The sequence below is a fragment of the Methylocystis sp. SB2 genome, from assembly GCF_049817085.1.
Taxonomy (GTDB): Bacteria; Pseudomonadota; Alphaproteobacteria; order Rhizobiales; family Beijerinckiaceae; genus Methylocystis; species Methylocystis rosea.
In genome coordinates, this window is sequence record NZ_CP187401.1 from 1,185,954 (window position 1) to 1,207,409 (window position 21,456).

Here is a 21,456-nt window from a genome sequence, read left to right on the forward strand (position 1 = left end):
CCTGGTTAATGGCGATTTTTGTGCTTCCCTTTCCCGTGATCGATCCTGTCGCCGTCAACATCGGGCCCGTGCCGCTGCGGTGGTATGCGCTCGCCTATATCGGCGGCTTCATCTTCGGCTGGCTCGGCTTGCGCGCACTCGCCGCCAACGACGCGCTCTGGAAGCGCGGCCAACCGCGACCAAGCCGAGAGTCTCTCGATGATCTTCTTGTCTTCGTCGCCTTCGGCGTCGTCATCGGCGGACGACTGGGGCATGTGCTGATCTACGATCCGGGCTTTTACCTCGCGCACCCATTGGAAATTTTCCAGACATGGAAGGGCGGCATGGCCTTCCACGGCGGCCTCGTCGGGGCGACCATCGGCATGGTCCTTTACGCGCGCCGCAGCGGCATGCCGCTGCTCACCGTGAGCGACATTTGCGCGGTGGTGGCGCCGATCGGACTTTTCTTCGGCCGCCTCGCCAATTTCATTAAGCCCGAGATGTGGGGGCGCGAAACCGACGTTCCCTGGGCGATGGTCTTTCCCGGCGCGGGCGACATCCCGCGCCATCCCAGCCAGCTTTATGAGGCGGGGCTTGAAGGCGTGGCGCTGGGCCTGCTGTTGTGGCTCGCCGCGCGCCACGGCGCGCTCAAACACCCGGGTCTCGCCACCGGCCTTTTTGGCGTCGGCTACGGACTGGCGCGCATTTTCTGCGAGTTTTTTCGTGAACCCGACCCGGTGCAGGAAGCGCTGCCCCATGGATTGACCATGGGCATGGTCCTTTCGACGCCGCTTGTTTTGATTGGCGCCGCGGCGATCCTGTTCGCGCTGCGCCCAAGGAGCGCCACGGCATGAGCGCCTTAAAGAGAGAGATCGTCGAGACGATTGCGCATGACGGTCCGATGACGCTCGAGCGCTACATGTCGCTCTGTCTGACGCATCCGCGCTACGGCTATTACATGACGCGCGATCCATTCGGCGCGGGCGGCGATTTCGTCACCGCGCCGGAGATCAGCCAGATGTTTGGCGAATTGCTCGGCGTCTGGGTCACCGAGGCCTGGCGCGCCGCGGGCGCGCCGACTGAGGCAAGGCTTGTCGAACTCGGACCCGGCCGCGGCACGCTGATGTCGGACGTGCTGCGGGTGACGCCGATCGCGCCCAACTTCTATTCCGCCGTCAGCGTGCATCTCGTCGAAACCAGTCCGGTTCTGCGCGAGACGCAACGCCAGACGCTGGCCAGGGCCGCAAAGCCGATCCAGTGGCATTTGGATTTTGCCGAGACGCCGCCCGGTCCGGCCTTCATCCTCGCCAACGAGTTTTTCGACGCCCTGCCCGTCAGGCACTTCGTCAAGACCGCCGGCGGCTGGCGCGAACAACTTGTCGGGCTCGACGCTCAAGGCGAACTCGCCTTCGGACTGTCCGATCAGATCGAACCGACGCTCAATGTTCCGGCGCTCGACGGCTCAATCATAGAAGTCAGCGCCGCAAGCCAAAAGCTCATCGGCGACATCGCCGCGCGCCTCGTCGCCGAGGGCGGCGCGCTGCTGCTCATTGACTATGGCTATGAGCAGACGTCGCTTGGCGAAAGCCTGCAGGCGGTGTCCCGCCACGCCTATGTCGATCCGCTCGCTACCCCGGGAGATGCGGATCTGACCGCGCATGTCGATTTCGCGGCTCTGGCGCGCGCCGCGCGCGCGCGCGGCGCCAAGGTGATGGGCCCGGTCACGCAAGCGCAATTTCTGCTGCAGCTTGGCATCGAACGCCGCGCCGAGACCTTGTCGAAAAAGGCGACGCCCGAACAGGCGCAGTCGATCATCGACGCCTTCGAACGTCTCGCCGGCGTCGACGATGCGCGCCATCAGATGGGCGGACTGTTTAAGGTGATGGCGGTGACGCATCCCGACATGCCCGACCTGCCGGGATTTTTCGTGTAACATCTGACGCGATGACGTTCGAAACGCCTGCGCTGACCGCGCGAAATCTCAGCCTGCCCGGCCTGCGCCACGCCTTTTTCACCCGCGACGGCGGCGTGTCCCAAGGCGTCTACGCCTCGCTCAATGGCGGCGTCGGCTCGCGCGACGCGCCGCCGCATGTCGAGGAGAATCGCGCCCGCATGGCGGCGCGTCTCGGCGTTGAGGCCGAGCGCCTGCTGGTGCCGTTCCAGATCCATTCCGCGGAGGCGCGCGCCGTGCGCGAACCGTGGAGCGCCGACGCGCGGCCGCGATGCGACGGCGTGGTGACGGCGGAAGTCTCGCTCGCGCTCGGCGTCACCGGCGCCGACTGCGGCATGTTGCTTTTCGCCGACGCGAAGGCGGCCGTCATCGGCGCTTGCCACGCCGGCTGGAAGGGCGCGCTCGGCGGCGTCATCGAAGCGACCGTCAGAGAGATGGAGGCGCATGGCGCGCGCCGCGCCAACATCCATGTCGCGCTCGGCCCGGCGATCGGCGCGACGAGCTATGAAGTCGGGCCGGAATTCATCGATCAGTTTCGCGAAGCGCACGAGTCCTTTTCGCGCTTCTTTACGCCGACGGCGCGCGAAGGCCATGCCACCTTCGATCTGCCGGGGTTCATCGCCTCACGCGTCGCGACGCTGGACGTCGCCTCTTTCGAAGACCTCGGCGTCGACACTTACGCCGATGAAGCGCGCTGCTTCAGCTACCGCCGCAGCGTCCATCGCCGCGAGCCCGACTATGGGCGCCTCGTCTCGGCGATCGCGCTCGTCTGATGCGAATTCCGCCTGATCCGTTCGCTTGGGTCTTGTCATTCCCGGCAGGCCGAAGGCCTGACCGGGAATCCAGAGCCAATCCAGGAATGCTCGTCTTGCTCTGGATTCCCGATCGCTCGCTTCGCGAGCGTCGGGAATGACATCCGAGCCATTCGAACGGATGTCGTATGATGCGTGAATCGAGCGGTTCGCGCCTGACCGGGAACCCAGAGAGACGGAACACATCCTGGAATTGCTCGGGTTTTCCGATCGCGCATAAAGTGCGCGCCAGGATGACATCCAAAATTCACCCTGGCGACAGGTCTACTTTGTCGCGTAGCTGAAGATCATCGAGTGCGGCAGGCCGCGCGGCGGCGCCGGGAAAGGCGCAGCGCGGCGCACGGCTGCAAGAGCGGCGGCGTCGAGATCTGGCGCGCCGCTCGGCTGGTGCACAGCCTGATGGGTGAGGTTGCCCATCTCGTCGATGTAAAAGACAACCGCGCCCCTGCCTATCGCGCCGCTCCCGCGCACGCGCGGCGGAATACGCATATGCGGCATGATCAGGCCGTAGAGAATCGTCAGATAGGTCGTCTTCGCATGGCCGCCGCCAACCGGCGAGAACTTGCGCGGCGCGGCGAGCTTGTAGTCGGGGATCGGCGCGAGCGCCGCGAGCTGATCGGCGATGGAGTTCGCCTCGCCTTTCTTCACCGACCCCTTTTCGTTCGGGTCGGGCTTTTCCTGCGGCTTCTTTTCGGGCGCGGCCTGCTCGATGATCTCGGCGTCGCTCTTGTCCTCGAGCGGCGTTTCCTTGGTCTCCTCCGGAGCCTTCGCCTTTCCGTCTTCGTCCTCGGCGTCCTTCATGCCCTGAGGCTTGTCGTCCTTGGGCGCGTCCTTCTCCTCCGCGTTCTTCGGCGTCTTGATGTCCTTCTCCTCCGGCGCGCTAACGTCGGATTTGGTCTTGCTCTCGGCCTCGGGGGCGTCGAAAGCCGGCTTTTCCTCTTCCACGGGCGGTGGAGGCGGCGGCGGCTTCTGCTGCTGCTTTTGCTGCTCCGGCGGCTTTTCCGGCTCGGGCGCAGGAGGCTCTTCCTGCTTCGGCGCGGGCGGTTCGGTGATCACCTCGACGGGAGTTTCCTCGACGATCCGCGGCGCTTCGCGGGCCGAGCGCCAGTCTTCCAAGAGCAGGAACGCCAGGACGCAGAGATGCGCCAGCAGGCACAGCAGCAGAAACAGGAGGAAGCGCGGGCGCACCAAGAGCGCGCGGCGCCGCCGAAGGGCGTCCACGGCCAAGGTCGCGCTAAAGGCGCGTTGTCCGCTGCTGTCGTTCATTGGGATGGAAAGCCGCTCTCCAGCGCCGCCGCTGCTTGCATAATCGAACTGTGTCGGTGATCGGGGGGCGTCACTTTAAAATTATAGCCGCCTTTGGGCAAAAACGCGCCCCCGCAAAAACATGACGCCATTTGCCGCAGTTATCAATGCGCCGGGACCGCATATATAAGCAGTATCTAATTTAAGTGGCGCTCGAACGCCGCTCAGGGGGATGCATGAAACGCTTTAGGCCCTTGTCGCGCCGGGGATTTCTCATCGGCGCGGGCGTAGCGGCGACGATCAGCGCTCCGGCCTTGGGCCAGGGTCATGCGATGCGCCGGATTGCGCCGAACCGAGCGTCCGACGCTTTCACGCCGGATATTGAACTCGAATTAATCTGCAAGCGTGACGAAACCTCCATCTTGACGGGCAAAGCCACGCGGGTGTGGCGCTACGTCGGCAATCTGATCAAAGGTCCGCAGGATGCGCTGACGGCGCTGCCTGACGCTTACGTCGGCCCCCTGCTGCGTTTCAAAAAGGGACAAAAGGTTCGCATTCGGCTTCGCAACGAATTGCCGGAGGAAACCATCACGCATTGGCACGGCCTGCATGTGCCGATGCTCATGGACGGCCATCCGGCGGCGGCGATCGATCCCGGCGAAACTTACGTCTACGAATTCGAGATCCGCAATCGCGCCGGGATGTATTTCTATCATCCGCACACGCACGAGAAGACAGCGACGCAAGTCTATCGCGGCCTGGCCGGCGCCATCATCGTCGAGGACGAGGAAGAGCGCGCGCTCGGACTGCCGTCCGGCGAATTCGAAATTCCGCTCGTCATCCAGGATCGCTCGTTCGACGACGACAATCAGCTCGCCTACGGCGGCGACATGCATACGAGCATGTTCGGTTTTTATGGCGACCGCGTGCTCGTCAATGGACGAAGCGACTTCACGCTCGACGTTGCGAGCCGCGCCTATCGTCTGCGACTCCTCAACGGCTCGAATGCGCGCATCTACAAACTGTGCTGGGACGACCGGACTCCGCTGACCGTGATCGGCGTCGACGGCGGCCTATTGGAGAAGGCGGAGACGCGGCCCTATGTGATGCTCGCGCCCGCCGAGCGCGTCGATCTCATCGTCGATTTCAGCGGACGTCCGCAAGGCGCGAAGCTGACGATGCTGAGTGGAGAATTCTACGGTCTGATTCCCCCGATGGCGCAGCGCATGATGGGAAGCGATCTCGCGATGGGCGAGGAATTCCCTTTATTTACGGCCAGGGTGACGAAAGCTGCAACCGACTCGTGGAAACTACCGGAAAAGCTCTCGACGATACGGCGTTTTCGCAAGGAAGAGATCGCCAATCTCGACGATCCGATGCCGATCGCCATCACCATGGCGCATATGGCGATGTTCCTGAACGGACGACCTTACGGTCACGATGACATCCAGCCACGCGAGCGCATCCCCGTCGACACGACGCAGCTCATCGAAATTTTCCATGAGCACGGCGGCATGGGCGGGATGGGCATGGGCGGCATGGGCATGATGGGCGGCGGCATGATGGGCGGCCGCATGATGCGCGGCCGCATGGGCGGCATGGGCGGCATGGGCGGCATGGGCGGCATGGGCGGCATGGGGATGGGCGGCATGGGAATGATGTCGATGGCGCATCCCATCCATCTGCACGGCCAGCCATTCGAGATTGTCGAGCGCCGCTTTGAAGGCGACGAGGACGCCTACGCCTCTATCCGCGAGGGCCTCATTGACAGCGGCCTAAAGGACACCGTGCTCGTCACGCCGGGCGAGCGGCTGCGGATCATCAAGCCGTTCGGCGATTTCAAAGGGCGTTTCATGTATCACTGCCACAACCTCGAACATGAGGACGCTGGCATGATGCGCGAGTTCTCGGTGGAGTAGAGCGGCTGAAGACGCGCGGCCGCAAAGCGCATTCTCAAATCCAGAGCCGTGTATCAAACTCAATCTGAAAAGCCGTCTATTCAACGCACTCCCGGTCGGGCCTTCGGCCCGCCGGGAGCGATGTTACGCCGACTAATGCTGCATGCCGCCCATGCCGCCCATGCCGCCGCCGGAATGCGACATGCCGCCCATGCCGCCGCCCATCATGCCGCCGCCCATGCCGCCCATCATGTCGCCCATGGACATGCCGACCTTCATGATGCCGCTCAGCGTCTCATTTGCGGTCTTCTTCTGCTCATCGCTCAAACCGGTGAAGAGCGACTCGATCGCAGCCTTTTGCGCGCGCACGACCTCGAGATGGTCGACCATATGGTTCTCCATCATCGTGAGCTTGTTCAACACTTCCGGCTTGGAATGATCCATGCGCATGTCGGCGGCGTCGCATTTTTGCTTCGCCTTTTGCGCCGCGGCGCGCCATGCCTCGTCGAAGGCGCTCCAGGCGCCGGTTTGCGTCGCCGTCAGTTTCAACTCCGCCTTGAGATAGGCGAGCCGCCCATCGACATGTTCGGCGAAGCCGCAGACCATTTTGTTCATCATCCCGCCGCCGGCATGCGACATGCCGCTCATGCCGTCGCCGGCCTTGCCGCCCTCCTTGCCGCCGCCGTGGCTCATGCCCGACATGCCGCCGCCCATGCCGCCACCCATGCCGCCCATGCCGCCGCTCTGGCCGCCGCCCTGGCCCATGCCCGACATGCCGCCGTGATGGCCTGCATGACCTTCGTCGGCCTTGCCCGCTTCGCTCTTCTGCTCGTCGGCCTTGCCGGATTCAGCGCCGCCTGATTGCGCCTTGCCGGGGTCCGCCCACTGCGCCGGGGCGCCGCCGCCGCCGTGGTCCATTTTGCCATGCTCCATGGCGCCATGGTCCATCTTGTTATGGTCCATGCCAGTGTGTTCGGCGCCGCCCTGCTGCGCCTGCGCCACCGATACTCCAGCTGCGAGAAGCAAAGCGGCGGCGCTCGCCGCAAGCAATTTTCCCCGCGAGGCTTGTTTTCGCGTCGTCATGGCGCCCTCCCTTGAAATGTTTGTCGCGGTCGCTCCTGTCGTCGCTGGCGCGACGAATCATTGGTGGAGTTTCGCGCATGTTGAGCGCCTAACCGAGCATCAGGCGCCGTTGAACGTCTGCAACTTTGTCACAGATCAAGCCGTGAGGCGATGGGCGAATCGTCACGCAGTCGCATGAAATTTCGCAAGCGAACTTTGCTTTTTCGAACAAGTCCCGCGACGCAAAAAACGGTTGGGCGCAAACCTCTTGATGTCGCAAATCCTTCAATAATGGTCGCGCCAACTTACTTTTCTTCGCACAAGCGAAATGCCGCCGCTGGGTTGCGGCGCAAAACTCACGCGGCCTTCTTCTCCGCGATCTCGACGAGCGCGCGCAGAATTTGGCGCGTGCCGGCGAGGCGCTGTTTCGTGTTCTCGAACTCGCGGATGAACACAACGCGCATGTCGGGACGCACCTTGGCGCTTGACCGCTGCTCCGCGACATAACGCACGAGCCCCGCCGGGTTTGCGAATTTGTCTTCGCGGAACGCGACGATGACGCCCTTGGGGCCGGCGTCGATCTTTTCGACATGGGCGCGCCGGCAGAGCGCCTTGATCGCGACGATCTCGAGCAACTGTTCCACCTCCGGCGGGATCGGGCCGAAACGGTCGATCATCTCGGCGGCGAACGCTTCGATGTCTTGATCCGTTTCGAGCGTCGACAAACGGCGATAGAGCTGCAGGCGCAGCGTGAGGTCGGCGACATAATCTTCCGGTATCGTCACCGGCGCGCCGATCGCGATCGTCGGCGACCAGGCTTCCTCCTGCGGCTCCTCGATTCCAGCTTTCAACAGCGTGATCGCGTCGGCGAGCATCTGCTGGTAAAGCTCGTAGCCCACCTCCCTGATATGTCCCGACTGCTCGTCGCCAAGCAGATTGCCGGCGCCGCGAATGTCGAGATCGTGACTGGCGAGCTGGAAGCCCGCGCCAAGCGTATCGAGCGACTGCAGCACGTCCAGACGCTTTTGCGCTTGAGGCGTGATCGTGCGGGTTGCGGGCGTCGTGAACAGCGCGTAGGCGCGCAATTTGGCGCGGCCGACGCGGCCACGCAGCTGATAGAGCTGCGCGAGGCCGAACATATCGGCGCGCCAGACGATCAGCGTATTGGCGCGTGGGATGTCCAGGCCCGACTCGACGATCGTCGTTGACAGCAGAATGTCGAATTTGCCTTCGCAGAAGGCCGACATCTTGTCCTCGAGTTCGCTCGCGCTCATCTGCCCATGCGCCAGGACGAATTTTGACTCAGGCACGTTTTCGCGCAGAAACGCTGCGGCCTCCTCGAGGTCCTCGATGCGCGGACAGACGAAGAAAGCCTGGCCGCCGCGATAGCGCTCGCGCAGCAGCGCTTCGCGCACAATGAGCGAATCGAAGGGCGAGACGAAGCTGCGCACCGCCAGCCGGTCGACCGGCGGCGTCGCGATGATCGAAAGCTCACGCACGCCCGTCATCGCGAGCTGCAGCGTGCGCGGTATCGGCGTCGCCGAGAGCGTCAGAACATGCACCTCGGCGCGCAATTCTTTCAGCCGTTCCTTATGGCCGACGCCGAAATGCTGCTCCTCGTCGATGATGACGAGTCCAAGATCCTTAAAGCTCACCGTCTTGCCGAGCACGGCATGCGTGCCGATTAAAATCTCGATGCGGCCTTCGGCGAGATCCTTCTTCGTCTCGCGCGTTTCCGCGGCTCCGACCATGCGCGACAATCGTCCGATGCGCACCGGCAGGCCGGCGAAGCGCTCGGTGAAGGTCTTGTAGTGCTGGCGCGCAAGCAAGGTGGTGGGCGCGACGACGGCGACCTGCTTGCCATTGATGGCGGCGCAGAAGGCGGCGCGCAGCGCGACCTCGGTCTTGCCAAAACCAACGTCGCCGCAAACGAGTCGATCCATCGGCCGGCCGGCGGCGAGATCATCGAGCGTCGCATCGATGGCGGCGAGCTGATCCTCGGTTTCATCATAAGGAAAGCGCGCGCAGAATTCGTCGTAGAGTCCTTCGGGCGGGGCGAGCTTCGGCGCCTCGCGCAATTGCCGCTGCGCCGCGATCTCGATGAGCCCCTTCGCCATTTCGCGGATGCGATTCTTCATCCGCGACTTGCGCGACTGCCAGCCGGCGCCGCCAAGCCGATCGAGCTGCGCTTCGGCGTCCTCGCCGCCATAGCGCGTCAAGAGTTCGATGTTTTCGACCGGCAGATAGAGCTTATCGCCGCCAGCGTAGTGGAGCTCGAGGCAATCATGCGGCGCGCCGGCGGCGGAGATCGTCTCAAGGCCGATAAAACGGCCGATGCCGTGATCGACATGCACGACGAGATCGCCGGCCGCGAGCGCGGCGACTTCGCCCAGGAGATTTTCGTTGGGCTTGCGTTTGCGCCGGCGACGAACGAAGCGATCGCCAAGAATGTCCTGCTCGCCCAGAACCGCGTAGGCATCCGTCTCGAAGCCATGTTCGATCCCGAGAACGGCTATGGAGACCGCCTTCGACAACGCCTGCGGAAGCGACGCGACGCGCGGCAAGTCGGGCAAGCCGTGTTCCGCAAGCACATGGCCGAGCCGCTCGCAGGAGCCCTCGGACCAACCGGTGACGACGACCGTTCTGCCTGCGTCGCGCAGCGCCTCGACATGGTCGGCGGCCGCCTGGAAGACATTGACGTCGGGCGTGTTGCGCTCGGGCGCAAAGTCGCGGCCGGGCCGCGCGCCGCAGTCAATGACTTTCTCGCCGTCATGCGCCGCGAAAGGCGTGAATTGCGCCGCCGCGCGTCCCTCGATGGCCGCGCGCCATTCCTCGAGCGACAGATAGAGCGCGCGTGGTTCGAGCGGCTTATAGTTTGAGGCGGCGGGATCGAGATCATGCGCATGTTTGCGCGCGTCGTAATAATCCTCGATCTGCTTGACGCGCTCCGCCGCCGCATCCTCGACAAGCGGATCGAGTACGACAGGCGCCTCGCCCAGATAGTCGAAGAGCGTATCCATCCGCTCATAGAAGAGCGGCAGCCAATGCTCCATCCCGTGGAAGCGCCGGCCTTCGCTGACAGCCTCATAAAGGGCGTCGCCGCGCGTCTGCCCGCCAAAGCGCGCAGCGTAGGACTGCCGGAAGCGGCGCATCGTCTCGCTCGTCAGCCGCAGTTCGCTCATGGGCGTCAGGTCGAGCGAACGGAGCTGCCCCGTTGCGCGTTGCGTATCGGGATCGAACGAGCGGATCGATTCGAGCGTTTCGCCAAAGAAATCGAGACGGATCGGGGCCGGCAGCCCCGGCGGATAAAGATCGACAATGCCGCCGCGCTGCGCGTATTCGCCGGTCTCGCGCACGGTGCTGGCGCGCAGATAGCCGTTCGACTCCAGCCAAAGCGCCAGTTCGTCGAGCTTCACGACATTGCCGGGCGCGGCGGCGAAGCTTTCCGCGGCGACCATCCTCTGCGGCGGAACGCGCTGCAGCAGGCAATCGACGGTGGTCGTGACGACGCGCGGACGTTCGGATGAGGATTTTGCCCGTGTCAGACGCGAAAGCGCCGTCATGCGCCGCGCCACGACGCCCGCGTGCGGCGACACGCGATCGTAGGGCTGGCAGTCCCATCCCGGAATGTCGAGGATTTCGACGTCGGGATTGGCGAAACGCAGGGCGGTGCGAAAGGCCGCCGACCGCGCGCCGTCGCGCGCGACATGCACGAAGACCGCCGCATGTCCTTCCGACTCGCGTGCGAGCGCGCGCGCAAGATCGGCGCTGACGAAAGCGTCGAAGCCGTCCGGCGCATGGGCGAAAATCAGCCTTTCGCCTTTGACGAGGCCGGAACGCGCCGCTTGAAGTCCCGCGGCCGCTTTCTTGAGCTTTGTCGCAGCCGCGCTCAATGGATCGGCCCGTCGTGTTGATGGAAGGCGATGATCTGCCGCAGAAGCGGCGTGTCGCGCTCGGCCGGCGGCTGTTCAGCCCCCGAGAGCCACCGGAACACCGCGGCGTCCGGCAAGTCGAGCAGAGTCTCGAGTTCGTCAAGCGCCTGCGCGGGAAGCGTCTCGACGCGCGCGTCGACGAAGCCTCCCAATAGGATGTCCATCTCGCGCATGCCTCGCCGCCAGGCGCGCACCCGGATACGCCGCCTGCGCATGTCGTCGTCCAACATCTGTCTCCTTATATGGCGCGAGGCTTAATGCAGGCGCAAAGGAAAGGCAAAGGAAGGTCAGGGAAAGACGCCGAGCCGCGGGGCGCGCGCACGGCTTGCCCGGCCCCGCGGCGCTTCGTCTGAGGCTTCGCGTTCGCGAAGTTCCTTGACCTCAAGATGCGGCTGCGCTATCTGGCGCCTCTCGCGTGCGCGCGCTCGCGGGGGAGTAGCTCAGTTGGTTAGAGCGCCGGCCTGTCACGCCGGAGGTCGCGGGTTCAAGTCCCGTCTCTCTCGCCAAAACTTCCATAGCATAGAGAAACCTCGCTCATCGCCGGTCTGGCGATTTTTGCGATCGTTTCAAATCAGCGCGCTTTGTTCTGATCGCTCGCTCACGCAGCGCGCGCCGTCACGGGCCGATCGATTTTGCACGTTTCCACACCGCGCCCGGCGAGCGTGAACCGCAAGCAGCAAGTTTCTGGATAGCGCGATAGAATTCCTGTGATTTTTCCTTGCTCCAGCGTTGAAAGTGCAATCCGCAAGCCTCGGCCTCCGCAGGATAAAGCCCTCCCCGCCCACCTTTGCGCCCGGAACAACAGTACTGGTGTCGCGTTAGGCGTGCTCGGGGGGCTCCTCACCTGAGGACCTGGAGATTTTGGAATGAAAAACTCACGCAAGCTTCTTACGACTGCTCTCGCCGCAACCATGCTTGTTGGCGCGTTGTCGGTCGCGACCCCGGCCTCCGCGTGGAGCCGTTGGGGTGGCGGCGGATGGGGTGGAGGCGGATGGGGCCGCCACTGGGGTTACGGCGGCGGTTGGGGCCGCGGCGGCTACTGGGGCTCAGGCGCCGGGCTAGGGTTAGGCGTCGCAGGCCTGGCCACCGGACTCGCGCTCGGCGCGGCGACCAGCGCCCCGTACGGCTATGGCTACCCTGGCTACTACGGCGCGGCCACCCCGGGCTACTACGGCGCGGCTGTCCCGGCCTACGGCTACGGCGGCGGCTGCACCTGCTGGTGACAGCTCCCGGTCCAGACCTGGCTATGATGTCTGGAGACTAAGAGCAGTGCAGCCGCGCAATGCGCGGTTGCATCTCAAAGGCGATCCTGATTGGCTCAGTGAACGTCGATCTCGCTTTCAACGACGTGGTTGAGCGGCGTTCCTTCCGCCGTCAACGTCATGCGCAGCTTCAATCGATCGCCCGAAGCCTTATGTTCGCGCACGATGCGTTCGATCTCGCGCTGCGAGGTGACGCCCACCTCCTTGAGAAACTTCCGCACCGCCATGTTGAAAGCGTCTTCGTCCATCGCCCGGCTCCCTAGCTTACGTACGAATAGATAGGACACGGAGAGGCGGCGTCATGCATCGAAGGCCCCCACCCGGTTCGCTTCGCGAACCACCCTCCCCACAAGGGGGAGGGATTGGCGCTGCATCAGCGTCGCGCGTAACGGACGGACACGAAATTGCAGTAACTTATCAAGGAAAGACGACGGCCTTCGTGTTCGATCCCTCCCCCTTTCGGGGAGGGTGGCGCGGCTCAAGCCGCGCCGGGTGGGGGCGCCTTCCGCCCCTCAATCACTCCTTAGAGATACTCGGCTAAACCGCCTTCGCCACTTCGCGCTGCGCAAAGCCCAGACGGATATTCAGCTCATACAGCAACTTCTCCGCCGCCAGCGGAATATTGGTGCCGGGCGGGAAGATCGCCGCCGCGCCAGAATCATACAACGCCTGGAAATCGTCGGGCGGGATGACGCCGCCAACGACCATCATGATGTCGCCGCGCCCGGCGCGCTTGAGCGCGTCGCGCAGTTCCGGCGTCAGAGTCAGATGGCCGGCGGTCATCGTTGAGACGCCGACGATATGCACGTCGGCTTCCGCCGCTTTCCTGGCGACTTCATCAGGCGTCGCAAAGAGATCGCCGATCACGACGTCGAACCCCATGTCGGCGAAGGCCGAGGCGATGACCTTCTGGCCGCGATCGTGGCCGTCCTGACCCATCTTGGCGACGAGAATGCGCGGCTTGCGCCCTGTGTTGTCCTCAAAGTCGCGCGTCATGCCGATGACGCGGCCAAGATGAACGCTCTCCTTGCCGGCTTCCTTCGCATAGACTCCCGAAATCACATTGGCCTTCGGCTGATGGCGGGAGAATACTTTTTCGAGCGCGAAAGAGATCTCGCCGACGCTGGCCTTCGCCCGCGCCGCCTTGACCGCGAGATCGAGAAGATTGGCGCCCGACGTGGCGCCGTCGGTCAGCGCGTCGAGCGCTGCTTGCGTCTTCGCTTCGTCGCGCTCTTCACGCAGCCGCTTGAGTTTATCGAGCTGCGCGGCGCGCACGGCGGCGTTGTCGACCTTCAGCACATTGGGCTTGGCGTCGTTCACCGGCTGATATTTGTTCACGCCGACGACGACCTGCGTTCCGCTGTCGATGCGCGCTTGCGTCTTCGCGGCCGCCTCTTCGATGCGCTGCTTGGGCACGCCCGCGGCGATCGCCTTCGCCATGCCGCCTAGCGTTTCGATCTCCTCGATATGTTTCCACGCCCCTTTGGCGAGCTCCGCGGTCAGGCGTTCGACATAGTAAGAACCGCCCCAGGGATCGATGATCCGCGTCGTGCCGCTCTCCTCTTGCAGCACGATCTGCGTGTTACGCGCGATGCGGGCGGAAAAGTCGGTCGGCAGCGCGAGCGCCTCGTCGAGCGCATTGGTGTGCAGCGACTGCGTATGCCCTTGCGTCGCCGCCATCGCCTCGACGCAAGTGCGGATCGCGTTGACGTAAACGTCCTGCGCCGTCAGCGACCAGCCGGAGGTCTGGCAGTGCGTGCGCAGGGTCATGCTCTTCTCGGACTTGGCGCCCAAATCCTTCATCAGCCGCGCCCAGAGCAGGCGCGCGGCGCGCAGCTTCGCGACCTCCATGAAGAAATTCATGCCGATGGCGAAGAAGAAGGAAAGACGCGGCGCAAAGGCGTCGATGTCGAGGCCGGCTGCGACGCCGGCGCGCACATATTCGACGCCGTCGGCGAGCGTGTAGCCCAGTTCGAGATCGGCCGAGGCGCCGGCCTCCTGCATGTGATAGCCGGAGATCGAGATCGAATTGAACTTCGGCATATGCTTGGAGGTATAGGCGAAAATATCCGACACGATGCGCATCGACGGGTCGGGCGGGTAGATGTAGGTGTTGCGCACCATGAATTCTTTGAGGATGTCGTTCTGGATCGTGCCGGTCAGCTTTTCGGCAGGCACGCCCTGCTCTTCCGCCGCGACGATGAAGAGCGCGAGAACGGGCAGCACCGCGCCGTTCATGGTCATCGACACGGACATCTGATCGAGCGGAATGCCGTCGAACAGCGTGCGCATGTCGTAGATCGAGTCGATCGCGACGCCCGCCATGCCGACGTCGCCCATCACGCGCGGATGGTCGGAATCATAGCCGCGATGGGTCGCGAGATCGAAGGCGACGGAGAGGCCCTTCTGTCCGGCGGCGAGGTTTCGCCGGTAGAAGGCGTTCGAGTCCTCGGCCGTGGAGAAGCCCGCATATTGGCGGATCGTCCAGGGCTGGGCGACATACATCGTCGGATAGGGTCCGCGCACGTAAGGCGCGACGCCCGGATAGCCGTCGACGAAGGCGAGGCCCTCGATATCTTGCGGGCCATAGGCGTTCTTCACCTCGATCCCTTCCGGCGTCAGCCAGCGGCGGGGCTTTGGCTCCTGCTCGGGCGCGACGGGCGCAAAGGGAATTGATGCAAAGTTCGGTATCGCGGACATTCTTTCCTCGGCTATTTTGCCATTTTCTCTTAGACTAGAGCGGCCTGTCTCGCAAAGCCGTGGCCGCAAAGGGCGGAGCGCGGCGTTTTGAAGCGCTGCGGGTCAGCCGCCGCTCGGCTCGCCGCCCGCCCTCCTCGCCCTCTTGCCCTGATCGCGGCAGGCGGGTCACAATCCCACTCCCGACCGATCGCCTTCGTCTCCAACCCCAACCCAGGAAAAACTACATGCGCCATTCCGTATGCCTGTTGCTGATCGCCCTCTTCGCCAGCGTCGCGCCCGTGCAGGCCATGGCGGCAAGCGATATTCCCGACGACGTGAAGGTAAGATGCAAATCGGACTATTCGAGGCTGTGCAGCGGCATCATGCCTGGCGGCGGGCGCATCCTCGCCTGTTTTCAGGCGCATAAGGCCGAAGTCTCGCCGGATTGCGCCGATGCGCTCTCGCAAATGAAGAAATAACGCATCGTCTCCCGCGCTTCCGCCGCTACGGCGGGGGCGCGCCTCAGGGGCGCGTTCAGCCGTCCATTCCGTCCGACGCCTTGGAGGGAAATCGCGCCGAGGCATAGCGGATCGTGAGGACGGCGAGCGAGAGAATGAGCGTCGCGCCCGCGAGGATCAGTATGCCGACGTCCGGGACCGATTCCGTCTGCACATAGCCGATCATGTGACGGGTGAGCGCCGTGATGCCGACATAGAGGAGAAAGCGCACCGGCATGTGGTTGGTGCGGAAATAGATGCCGACCATCGAGCCGATTTCGAGATAGATAAAGAGCAGCAGCAAATCTTCGATCGAAGCGTGACCCTTCGTCGCCATTTCGAGAAACGCTTTCGCCGCCGCCCAGACAGTCGCGCCGCCGATCGCGAACAGTCCCAGAAGGTGGAAGAGTTCGGTGAGCAGGTAGCCGATCGGATCCATCAGATCCAGCAATCGACGCACCGCCGGATGTTGCTTCCTGTCCAAGTCTTTCATCGCCTGCCTGCAAGCTATGTGCAGCGCCTAGCATGGTCGAAGGCCGCAGCGTCAACGTCGCGCATGGCGCCGCCCGGCGCAAACGACTTTGTCGCCAAAGCTCCTTTGCGCCTATCCTCCGAGCCGCCGCCTCCAGTCTTCGACCTTGCGGCTTTCGATTCGCCTGCGCGCGAGCGCCCGCCAGCTTTCCGCCAGCTCCGGCAGCGCGGCCATTTCAGAGAGTTCATCGTAAGCCTGCGTGCGGTCATGGAGCAGCGCGAATAGGCGCGAGAGCGGCCAATCGGCACGCGGCCGCTCCATGAGCCGCAGCAAGTCGCCGGGCTGCGCCGCGCCCGTTTCGAGAACGCGGTAATACCAGCCGCAGCGCATCGTCTCCTGCGTGCGCCGCGCCATGTCGCGCCGATCAAAGCGAAAATTGAGGGTCAGGCAGGGCTGTCGTCCCTGGCTCACCTGCAGGCGCGCGCCGCCGAGCGCGAAGACGTCGCCGACGCAGACCTCGGCTTCGGTGAGCCCGAGCGTCGAGATGTTCTCGCCAAAGGCGGCGGGACGCCATTCTTGCGCAAGTTCCGGCACATCCGCGCGCCAGGCGTCGTAATGCTCGCGCGGATAGTGGTGCAGCGCTTTCTCGACGCCGCCATGATAACGCCGATCCGCCTGCCGATCGCCGACGAGCCCTTCCGCCTCGATGCGCCAGGGCGGCTCAAGCGGCTCCTTGCAGATCGCGCTTTTGCGGCCGGGGGCGATCTCGCGCGGGCACCCCGCGTAGAGCGTGTCGATTGGGAGTTCAACCATCGCGATTCATTCCCGCGCCAGCGGTCGCGCAGGTCTATCTCTGAATGGAGTTGAGATAGACGAGCAGCGCTTCGATCTGCGCGGCGCTGAGCCGGAACGGCGGCATCTCCACGCCCTCGTGGCCGACCACGATGCCCTCGGCGAGCGCCTCTTCGAGATTATTCAGCGGATACTTCCGCGCCAGATGGCGAAATGGCGGCGACTTCGGATTGGCGCTCTCGCCGCGCGGGCCGACCGCATGGCAGCGGCCGCAATTTTCTTGCGCGATCGCCCGTCCGCGCTTCAGCAATTGAGCGTCGACAGGCGCTTTCGCCGCAGCGGCGCCCGCGGCGAGCAAGAGGCAAGTCGTAAACGCCAGAGGCGCGAATCGGAACATCATCGAAGTCTAGCCGCGCGCCCCGAGCCTGTCACCGCGCCCTATTTGCGCACGATAAGCACCGAACATTTGGCGTGACGCACGATGGTCTTGGCGTTGGAGCCCAAGAGATAGGTCGCCATCGTCGGACGATGCGAACCGACCACGATAAGGTCCGCGCCCCATTCCTCGGCTTCGGCGAGCACTTCGGGGTAGACGGCGCCGAAGCGCACGATCGAGGAGACGCGCTCCGCCGGATAGGCGATCTTACCACGCAGCACGGCGAGGTCCTTTTCGGTCGCCTCGCGCATCTCCTCGTCGAAATTGGGCGGAATGTAGTCAATGAAGGCCACCGGAACGAGCGGCTGGACATTGATGAGCCGAAGCTCAGCCTCATGCTCCACTTTTGCGAGCGCCACCGCCGCGTCGAGCGCGAGCTGCGTGACCTCGTCCTCGCCGATCTCCACCGCCACCAGAATTTTCTTATACATCCCCGCCTCCCGATGCGCGCGGCGTCGACGCCGACTCGCTCCTTCATAGCGCGGCTGTCGCCGCCGAGCTACAACGACCGTCTGCAGAAACTCACTCGTAGGACGGCTCGACGGGCTCCGCGACGGAAAGGTCGCGCTCCCAGCCTTCGTTTTCGAGCACGAGCCGCTGAATGGCGACAGCGGAGCCATTGGCGTCGAGCGTCGGCAACGCCTCGAAGCAAGACGGCCAACAGCGGCGGATGAGATAGGCGATCGCCACCTGGCCTGCTTCGTTGAGAAGTTCGAGGACCACGTCCTTGCGGAAATCCTTGAGCGAAGATTCAACGCCCGCCGCGCCGTCAAGACTCCAGACCTTGTTCACCCAGCGCTCGAATTCAAGATCATGTGAGACGCCGCGTTCGACGACGATCGGCGCGAAGGTCGTCACGCCCGGCAGCTTGCGCGCCAATGACGGGCTGCCGCCCTCCCGATATTCAATAACTTCAGTCGTGCGCCGCAACGGCCCGACGAGCGAGACGCCCGCGACATAGCGTCCGTCCCACTTCAATCGGAACTTGAAGTTTTTGTAGGGATCGATGCGTGCGGCGTTGACGGTGAATTGCGACATTGAAATCCCCTCGGGCAATTCGCGCGCATGAGCCCTTTGATGGCCGCTTCACTCAAGCAGGCAAAGACGAAGCGCTGCGCTCTTTGTTGGACCCACTCTCCAAAAAGTGGTGGAAAAGTGGATTTGTCACGGCTACCACGTTTTTAAAAGCTCGGACTAAGTTAAGCTCAATAGCAGTTTCACATAGTCTTTGGAGGAGTTTATGAAGGCTTGGTTTGGAGCCGCACTTGCGGCTTTTTTCTTCGCGTCGTCCCACGCCTACGCCGCCGAGAACGGCATAAATTACGATCCTGCGCACAGCGGCGCCTACCTGGCGGCGCAGAAGGCAAATGACGTCGCGACGATGAAGAAGGTCGTCGCCGACGATCTCACCCAGATCAGGACGCTGGGCTTTTCGCGCGTCAAAACATTCTACTCGACCTATTGCACGATCAACGGGCAGCAATGCGTGAGCATCGCTGAGTTGGCGTCGGCAAGAAACATGCGCCTGATGCTCGGCGTTTTCGAATTTCCCGATCATCCCGACTGGACGCAGTCGCAGATCAGCGCCGCCGTCGACGCTAATTTCCGCTACCCCGGAACGGTCATCGCATTCGTCGTCGGCAATGAAGACATGTTCAATTGGCAAGGCAATCCGCAGCCGGCGATGCAGCAGCGAATCGTGGCCGACATGAACACGCTCAGGAGTAAGACCAACAACAAGGTTGTGGTGACGACGGCGCAACGCGCGCCGGATTGGATTCGCCTCGTCGCCAGCGATCCTCAAAAAGTGCTGCAGAGCGTCCCCGTCATCGGCGCGAATATCTATCCGTTCTGGGGCGGCTCGCCCGAGAAGGTCAACGGCAGGAGCGTCGCAAACGACATTCAGGCCACTGTCACCAACTTAGCGAGCAAAACCGCGAAGCCGGTCATCGTCACCGAGGAAGGCTGGCCGAGCTGTGGAAACAACGCCGGCATGAAGGACATGAACATCGAGTCGGAAATTGATTATTTCAGCACGTGGAAAACGCGCCAGCAGAACTTCGACAGTTATTATTTCGCCGCTTACGACAAACAATCCGGCGGCGGCTGTCCGAACAACGACGACGCCGACAGGCACTTCGGCTTGTGCAGCGAATCCGGCTTAACGAAAGACGCCCGGCTGATGAAGTGCAAATAGCAGCGCTTCGGCGCCCGCCAAAGCGCGATGGCGATGCTTCGTCGCGGGGACGACATCGTCCCCCGACAGCCGACGAAGCGAAACCTATTCGACCGCTTCGGCTTTGACGAAATTCCAGGACGCCGTGTCGACGATTCTGTTTTCGCGACTCTCATTGCTGAGCTTGGCGCAGGTGCCTTCGACCGCTGTGACGGTCCACAAATCGATCTCTTCGTCCCAGGCGCCTTCGCAATTCACAAGCGTCGTGACTTTATAAATTTTGCCAGCCTCAAGCATATTGCTGTCCTTTGCTGAACGATCCCCTCGGGCGATACGGCATTGGCTCAACGCGACGACTCTTCATCGTCGCCAACAAACGGGCAAAATTAGGGAAAGCTGCGGGCGACACGTAGGATAGCGAGCGCCAATTCTTAAGTTTACGGTGTGTTAACGCCGCAGCGCATGTAAAGCGGGACGCACAGCGGCATATCCGGCGGATGCGCGCGCCAGACCTCCTCCAACTCGCGATCGACGAGCGCCAGCGGATCGCGGCCATAATGCAGTCTGTATTTCTCGACCGCGGACCAGGTCTTCAGAAAGCTGACGAACTCGCTTTTCGATCGGGCGATGGGCGTCTGAAACAGCGGGCAATCAATCTCCTTGAACGGGAACGGCAAGGTCTCGTAGCGATTGAAATAGAGCGCCGAATTCTCCGCCCAAAAGGGGCCGAGAATATCCTCCTTCAGCCGGCGCAGGATCGAATCGAGCGGCTCGACATGCGTTCGCGGCCAGTCGTAGGTCCATGCCGCGATGATCCCCTCGGGGCGCAAGGCGCGCCGCGCATTTGCGTAAAATTTCGGCAGGTCGAACCAGTGGATCGAACAGGCGCAGGCGATGAGATCGACCTCGGCACGCAGGCCGAGATCATCTTCCGCGCGCGCCAGACGATAATCGACATTGGGCTCCTTTGGCGCGAGCGCCAGCTGTCGGGGATCGGGGTCCGTCGCGAGCACGCGCGTGAAATGGCGCGACAGCCCGAGCGCCTGCCCGCTTCCCGCGCCGCAATCCCAGGCGAGACGATCCTGTTTCGCGACGCTTGCGAGCCACGCGAAAAGCGCGTCGGGATAATGCGGGCGAAAGGCGCGATAGTCGCCCGCGTTGTCGCCGAACACCATCGTCTGGCGTGCATTCATTGCTGCGATCTCATTTCGTCTCGAACATGCCTTGCGGGCCGAGACCCTTTTGCGTCAGCCAATGCGCCGCAGCGCGATCATGCCAGGGCGTCAGGCTCCCCACGCCATGGAAGCCCATGTGTCCCCCGCCCTGCGTCAGCGCCGCCTCGATCATCGGCAGAGTCGACCAGTCGATCGCCGCATAACTCTCCGCCGGCACCCAGGGATCGTCCAGCGCGTGCAGGATCAGCGTCGGCAGCGTGGCGCCGGCGAGGAAATTCTTCGCGGCGTTGGATTCGTAATAGTCCGGCGCGCCCCGGTAGCCGAAATGCGGCGCGACGAAGCGATCATCGAATTCGTAAAGCGTTCGGGCACCGGCGATCGCGGCGCGCTCGGCGGCGGTGAGCGCGGCGCTCGGCGCCAGCGCTTCGCGTTTCATCTCATCGAGCATGTAGCGATGATAGACGAAATTGCGCCGCGCCATCAGCCGGGCGCAGGACGCCGCGAGGTCGATCGGCGTCGACACGGCGACGGCGGCGAGAACCGGCAACCCATGGCCGCCTTCGCCCATGAATTTCAGCACGAGATTGCCGCCGAGCGAATTGCCGATGAGCACAATGCCGCGACTGACGAGTTCCGCCGGCAGGCCGCGCAGCGCCGCGACGAGATCCTCGGTCTTGCCGGCGTGGTAGCGCCCGCCCGAGGTGGCGCGCGAGGGCGCGGCGCCGCGCAGATTGAGGCGCAGCACCGGCCAGCCTTGGCTCACGAGATAGCGCGCCGTGGCCATTCCATGCCGGCTGGATTCGGAGCCGGCGAGCCCATGCGTCAGAACGATGAGCGGCGCGTTCGTCTCCGCGCCCGGCCGGTCGAGCCGCGCCGCGAGACGATCGCCATCGGGCATGGCGAGCAGCAGCCGCTCGCCGCCGGGAAGCTCCGGCGGCCCGCCGATGATGATGTTGCGCAACGTCTGCAGATCGCCGCCAAACCAGGGCGCCCGCTCGCGGAAGGGAGGAAGCGCGGGCGGTGAGGCGGGAGTTTCAGAGGGCATGATTTTTTGAGGTTCTCGGCAGACGTGACTTAATTCTAGGTTT

General features: G+C 63.6%; 20 protein-coding genes and 1 tRNA gene. 7 read left to right on the forward strand and 14 right to left on the reverse strand.

All coding sequences use genetic code 11. The annotated features are described in order from the left end of the window. The first annotated feature begins 8 nt into the window (after positions 1–8). Genes lgt through ACPS74_RS05935 form a run of 3 tightly spaced genes read left to right on the forward strand, consistent with a single transcriptional unit; the run spans position 9 to position 2,703 of the window. Positions 9–833, forward strand: a complete 825-nt coding sequence (gene lgt / locus ACPS74_RS05925; protein ID WP_029651611.1) for a prolipoprotein diacylglyceryl transferase — start codon at positions 9–11, stop codon at positions 831–833. Beyond that, positions 830–1,912, forward strand: a complete 1,083-nt coding sequence (locus ACPS74_RS05930; RefSeq protein WP_029651610.1) for a class I SAM-dependent methyltransferase — start codon at positions 830–832, stop codon at positions 1,910–1,912. Before lgt ends, ACPS74_RS05930 begins: the two co-directional genes overlap by 4 nt. An 11-nt stretch (positions 1,913–1,923) precedes the next feature. After that, positions 1,924–2,703, forward strand: coding sequence for a polyphenol oxidase family protein (locus tag ACPS74_RS05935; protein ID WP_029651609.1), 780 nt, complete (start codon positions 1,924–1,926; stop codon positions 2,701–2,703). Positions 2,704–3,006: 303 nt separating this feature from the next. Here the strand turns inward: ACPS74_RS05935 and ACPS74_RS05940 are convergent, their stop codons facing one another. Further along, positions 3,007–4,008, reverse strand: coding sequence for a TonB family protein (locus tag ACPS74_RS05940; RefSeq protein WP_029651608.1), 1,002 nt, complete (start codon positions 4,006–4,008; stop codon positions 3,007–3,009). Between the two features lie 215 nt (positions 4,009–4,223). On the opposite strand from ACPS74_RS05940, the gene ACPS74_RS05945 reads away from it, so the two are divergent. Next, positions 4,224–5,906 carry a multicopper oxidase family protein gene (locus ACPS74_RS05945; protein ID WP_239754031.1) on the forward strand — a complete coding sequence of 561 codons (1,683 nt, stop codon included), beginning with the start codon at positions 4,224–4,226 and terminating at the stop codon, positions 5,904–5,906. A 132-nt stretch (positions 5,907–6,038) separates the two neighbouring features. Here the strand turns inward: ACPS74_RS05945 and ACPS74_RS05950 are convergent, their stop codons facing one another. The 3 genes from ACPS74_RS05950 to ACPS74_RS05960 all read right to left on the reverse strand — a co-directional run bounded on the left by ACPS74_RS05950 (position 6,039) and on the right by ACPS74_RS05960 (position 11,109). Next, a complete protein-coding gene (locus ACPS74_RS05950) occupies positions 6,039–6,968 on the reverse strand; it encodes a Spy/CpxP family protein refolding chaperone (RefSeq protein ID WP_029651044.1) in 930 nt (309 codons plus the stop codon). A gap of 335 nt (positions 6,969–7,303) precedes the next feature. Further along, positions 7,304–10,840 (reverse strand): transcription-repair coupling factor, encoded by a 3,537-nt coding sequence (mfd, locus tag ACPS74_RS05955; RefSeq protein WP_029651048.1) that lies wholly within the window; start codon positions 10,838–10,840, stop codon positions 7,304–7,306. Further along, positions 10,837–11,109, reverse strand: a complete 273-nt coding sequence (locus ACPS74_RS05960; RefSeq protein WP_029651050.1) for a succinate dehydrogenase assembly factor 2 — start codon at positions 11,107–11,109, stop codon at positions 10,837–10,839. Before ACPS74_RS05960 ends, mfd begins: the two co-directional genes overlap by 4 nt. Positions 11,110–11,308: 199 nt before the next feature. On the opposite strand from ACPS74_RS05960, the gene ACPS74_RS05965 reads away from it, so the two are divergent. Then, a tRNA-Asp gene (locus tag ACPS74_RS05965) sits at positions 11,309–11,385 on the forward strand. An 812-nt stretch (positions 11,386–12,197) separates the two neighbouring features. Here the strand turns inward: ACPS74_RS05965 and ACPS74_RS05970 are convergent. Both ACPS74_RS05970 and scpA read right to left on the reverse strand, forming a co-directional pair. Further along, on the reverse strand, positions 12,198–12,389 hold the full coding sequence (locus ACPS74_RS05970) for a DUF6494 family protein (RefSeq protein ID WP_029651053.1): 192 nt from the start codon (positions 12,387–12,389) through the stop codon (positions 12,198–12,200). 289 nt (positions 12,390–12,678) lie between these two features. Next, the gene (gene scpA / locus ACPS74_RS05975; RefSeq protein ID WP_029651056.1) at positions 12,679–14,841 is read right to left on the reverse strand and encodes a methylmalonyl-CoA mutase; all 2,163 of its coding nucleotides are present in this window, start codon (positions 14,839–14,841) and stop codon (positions 12,679–12,681) included. A 224-nt stretch (positions 14,842–15,065) separates the two neighbouring features. Between scpA and ACPS74_RS05980 the strand changes: the two genes are divergently transcribed. Continuing rightward, positions 15,066–15,299, forward strand: a complete 234-nt coding sequence (locus tag ACPS74_RS05980) for a hypothetical protein (protein WP_029651057.1) — start codon at positions 15,066–15,068, stop codon at positions 15,297–15,299. A gap of 55 nt (positions 15,300–15,354) precedes the next feature. On the opposite strand, the gene ACPS74_RS05985 is transcribed toward ACPS74_RS05980, so the two are convergent. The 5 genes from ACPS74_RS05985 to ACPS74_RS06005 all read right to left on the reverse strand — a co-directional run bounded on the left by ACPS74_RS05985 (position 15,355) and on the right by ACPS74_RS06005 (position 18,055). Continuing rightward, positions 15,355–15,810 carry a phosphate-starvation-inducible protein PsiE gene (locus ACPS74_RS05985; RefSeq protein ID WP_029651058.1) on the reverse strand — a complete coding sequence of 152 codons (456 nt, stop codon included), beginning with the start codon at positions 15,808–15,810 and terminating at the stop codon, positions 15,355–15,357. 111 nt (positions 15,811–15,921) lie between these two features. Then, positions 15,922–16,602 carry an MOSC domain-containing protein gene (locus ACPS74_RS05990; RefSeq protein WP_029651060.1) on the reverse strand — a complete coding sequence of 227 codons (681 nt, stop codon included), beginning with the start codon at positions 16,600–16,602 and terminating at the stop codon, positions 15,922–15,924. 34 nt (positions 16,603–16,636) lie between these two features. Continuing rightward, positions 16,637–16,981, reverse strand: coding sequence for a c-type cytochrome (locus tag ACPS74_RS05995; RefSeq protein WP_051381792.1), 345 nt, complete (start codon positions 16,979–16,981; stop codon positions 16,637–16,639). A 38-nt stretch (positions 16,982–17,019) separates the two neighbouring features. Next, positions 17,020–17,448, reverse strand: a complete 429-nt coding sequence (locus ACPS74_RS06000) for a universal stress protein (RefSeq protein WP_029651063.1) — start codon at positions 17,446–17,448, stop codon at positions 17,020–17,022. A 91-nt stretch (positions 17,449–17,539) separates the two neighbouring features. Beyond that, positions 17,540–18,055, reverse strand: a complete 516-nt coding sequence (locus ACPS74_RS06005) for a phage tail protein (RefSeq protein ID WP_029651064.1) — start codon at positions 18,053–18,055, stop codon at positions 17,540–17,542. A gap of 202 nt (positions 18,056–18,257) precedes the next feature. Here ACPS74_RS06005 and ACPS74_RS06010 point away from each other — a divergent pair, with 202 nt between their 5' ends. Beyond that, positions 18,258–19,214 carry a glycoside hydrolase gene (locus tag ACPS74_RS06010; RefSeq protein ID WP_029651066.1) on the forward strand — a complete coding sequence of 319 codons (957 nt, stop codon included), beginning with the start codon at positions 18,258–18,260 and terminating at the stop codon, positions 19,212–19,214. Between the two features lie 84 nt (positions 19,215–19,298). On the opposite strand, the gene ACPS74_RS06015 is transcribed toward ACPS74_RS06010, so the two are convergent. The 3 genes from ACPS74_RS06015 to ACPS74_RS06025 all read right to left on the reverse strand — a co-directional run bounded on the left by ACPS74_RS06015 (position 19,299) and on the right by ACPS74_RS06025 (position 21,413). Further along, positions 19,299–19,490 carry a hypothetical protein gene (locus ACPS74_RS06015; RefSeq protein WP_029651067.1) on the reverse strand — a complete coding sequence of 64 codons (192 nt, stop codon included), beginning with the start codon at positions 19,488–19,490 and terminating at the stop codon, positions 19,299–19,301. Between the two features lie 140 nt (positions 19,491–19,630). Beyond that, the gene (locus ACPS74_RS06020) at positions 19,631–20,386 is read right to left on the reverse strand and encodes a class I SAM-dependent methyltransferase (RefSeq protein ID WP_029651068.1); all 756 of its coding nucleotides are present in this window, start codon (positions 20,384–20,386) and stop codon (positions 19,631–19,633) included. Positions 20,387–20,396: 10 nt separating this feature from the next. Continuing rightward, positions 20,397–21,413 carry a YheT family hydrolase gene (locus ACPS74_RS06025; RefSeq protein ID WP_029651069.1) on the reverse strand — a complete coding sequence of 339 codons (1,017 nt, stop codon included), beginning with the start codon at positions 21,411–21,413 and terminating at the stop codon, positions 20,397–20,399. Between the last annotated feature and the right edge of the window lie 43 nt (positions 21,414–21,456).

Excerpts from the sequence above, each read along its gene's own strand:
- lgt (WP_029651611.1), top strand. The coding sequence starts at position 9 with ATGGCGATTTTTGTGCTTCCCTTTCCCGTGATCGATCCTGTCGCCGTC.
- ACPS74_RS05930 (WP_029651610.1), top strand. The coding sequence starts at position 830 with ATGAGCGCCTTAAAGAGAGAGATCGTCGAGACGATTGCGCATGACGGT.
- ACPS74_RS05935 (WP_029651609.1), top strand. The coding sequence starts at position 1,924 with ATGACGTTCGAAACGCCTGCGCTGACCGCGCGAAATCTCAGCCTGCCC.
- ACPS74_RS05940 (WP_029651608.1), bottom strand. The coding sequence starts at position 4,008 with ATGAACGACAGCAGCGGACAACGCGCCTTTAGCGCGACCTTGGCCGTG.
- ACPS74_RS05945 (WP_239754031.1), top strand. The coding sequence starts at position 4,224 with ATGAAACGCTTTAGGCCCTTGTCGCGCCGGGGATTTCTCATCGGCGCG.
- ACPS74_RS05950 (WP_029651044.1), bottom strand. The coding sequence starts at position 6,968 with ATGACGACGCGAAAACAAGCCTCGCGGGGAAAATTGCTTGCGGCGAGC.
- ACPS74_RS05960 (WP_029651050.1), bottom strand. The coding sequence starts at position 11,109 with ATGTTGGACGACGACATGCGCAGGCGGCGTATCCGGGTGCGCGCCTGG.
- ACPS74_RS05970 (WP_029651053.1), bottom strand. The coding sequence starts at position 12,389 with ATGGACGAAGACGCTTTCAACATGGCGGTGCGGAAGTTTCTCAAGGAG.
- scpA (WP_029651056.1), bottom strand. The coding sequence starts at position 14,841 with ATGTCCGCGATACCGAACTTTGCATCAATTCCCTTTGCGCCCGTCGCG.
- ACPS74_RS05980 (WP_029651057.1), top strand. The coding sequence starts at position 15,066 with ATGCGCCATTCCGTATGCCTGTTGCTGATCGCCCTCTTCGCCAGCGTC.
- ACPS74_RS05985 (WP_029651058.1), bottom strand. The coding sequence starts at position 15,810 with ATGAAAGACTTGGACAGGAAGCAACATCCGGCGGTGCGTCGATTGCTG.
- ACPS74_RS05990 (WP_029651060.1), bottom strand. The coding sequence starts at position 16,602 with ATGGTTGAACTCCCAATCGACACGCTCTACGCGGGGTGCCCGCGCGAG.
- ACPS74_RS05995 (WP_051381792.1), bottom strand. The coding sequence starts at position 16,981 with ATGATGTTCCGATTCGCGCCTCTGGCGTTTACGACTTGCCTCTTGCTC.
- ACPS74_RS06000 (WP_029651063.1), bottom strand. The coding sequence starts at position 17,448 with ATGTATAAGAAAATTCTGGTGGCGGTGGAGATCGGCGAGGACGAGGTC.
- ACPS74_RS06005 (WP_029651064.1), bottom strand. The coding sequence starts at position 18,055 with ATGTCGCAATTCACCGTCAACGCCGCACGCATCGATCCCTACAAAAAC.
- ACPS74_RS06010 (WP_029651066.1), top strand. The coding sequence starts at position 18,258 with ATGAAGGCTTGGTTTGGAGCCGCACTTGCGGCTTTTTTCTTCGCGTCG.
- ACPS74_RS06015 (WP_029651067.1), bottom strand. The coding sequence starts at position 19,490 with ATGCTTGAGGCTGGCAAAATTTATAAAGTCACGACGCTTGTGAATTGC.
- ACPS74_RS06020 (WP_029651068.1), bottom strand. The coding sequence starts at position 20,386 with ATGAATGCACGCCAGACGATGGTGTTCGGCGACAACGCGGGCGACTAT.
- ACPS74_RS06025 (WP_029651069.1), bottom strand. The coding sequence starts at position 21,413 with ATGCCCTCTGAAACTCCCGCCTCACCGCCCGCGCTTCCTCCCTTCCGC.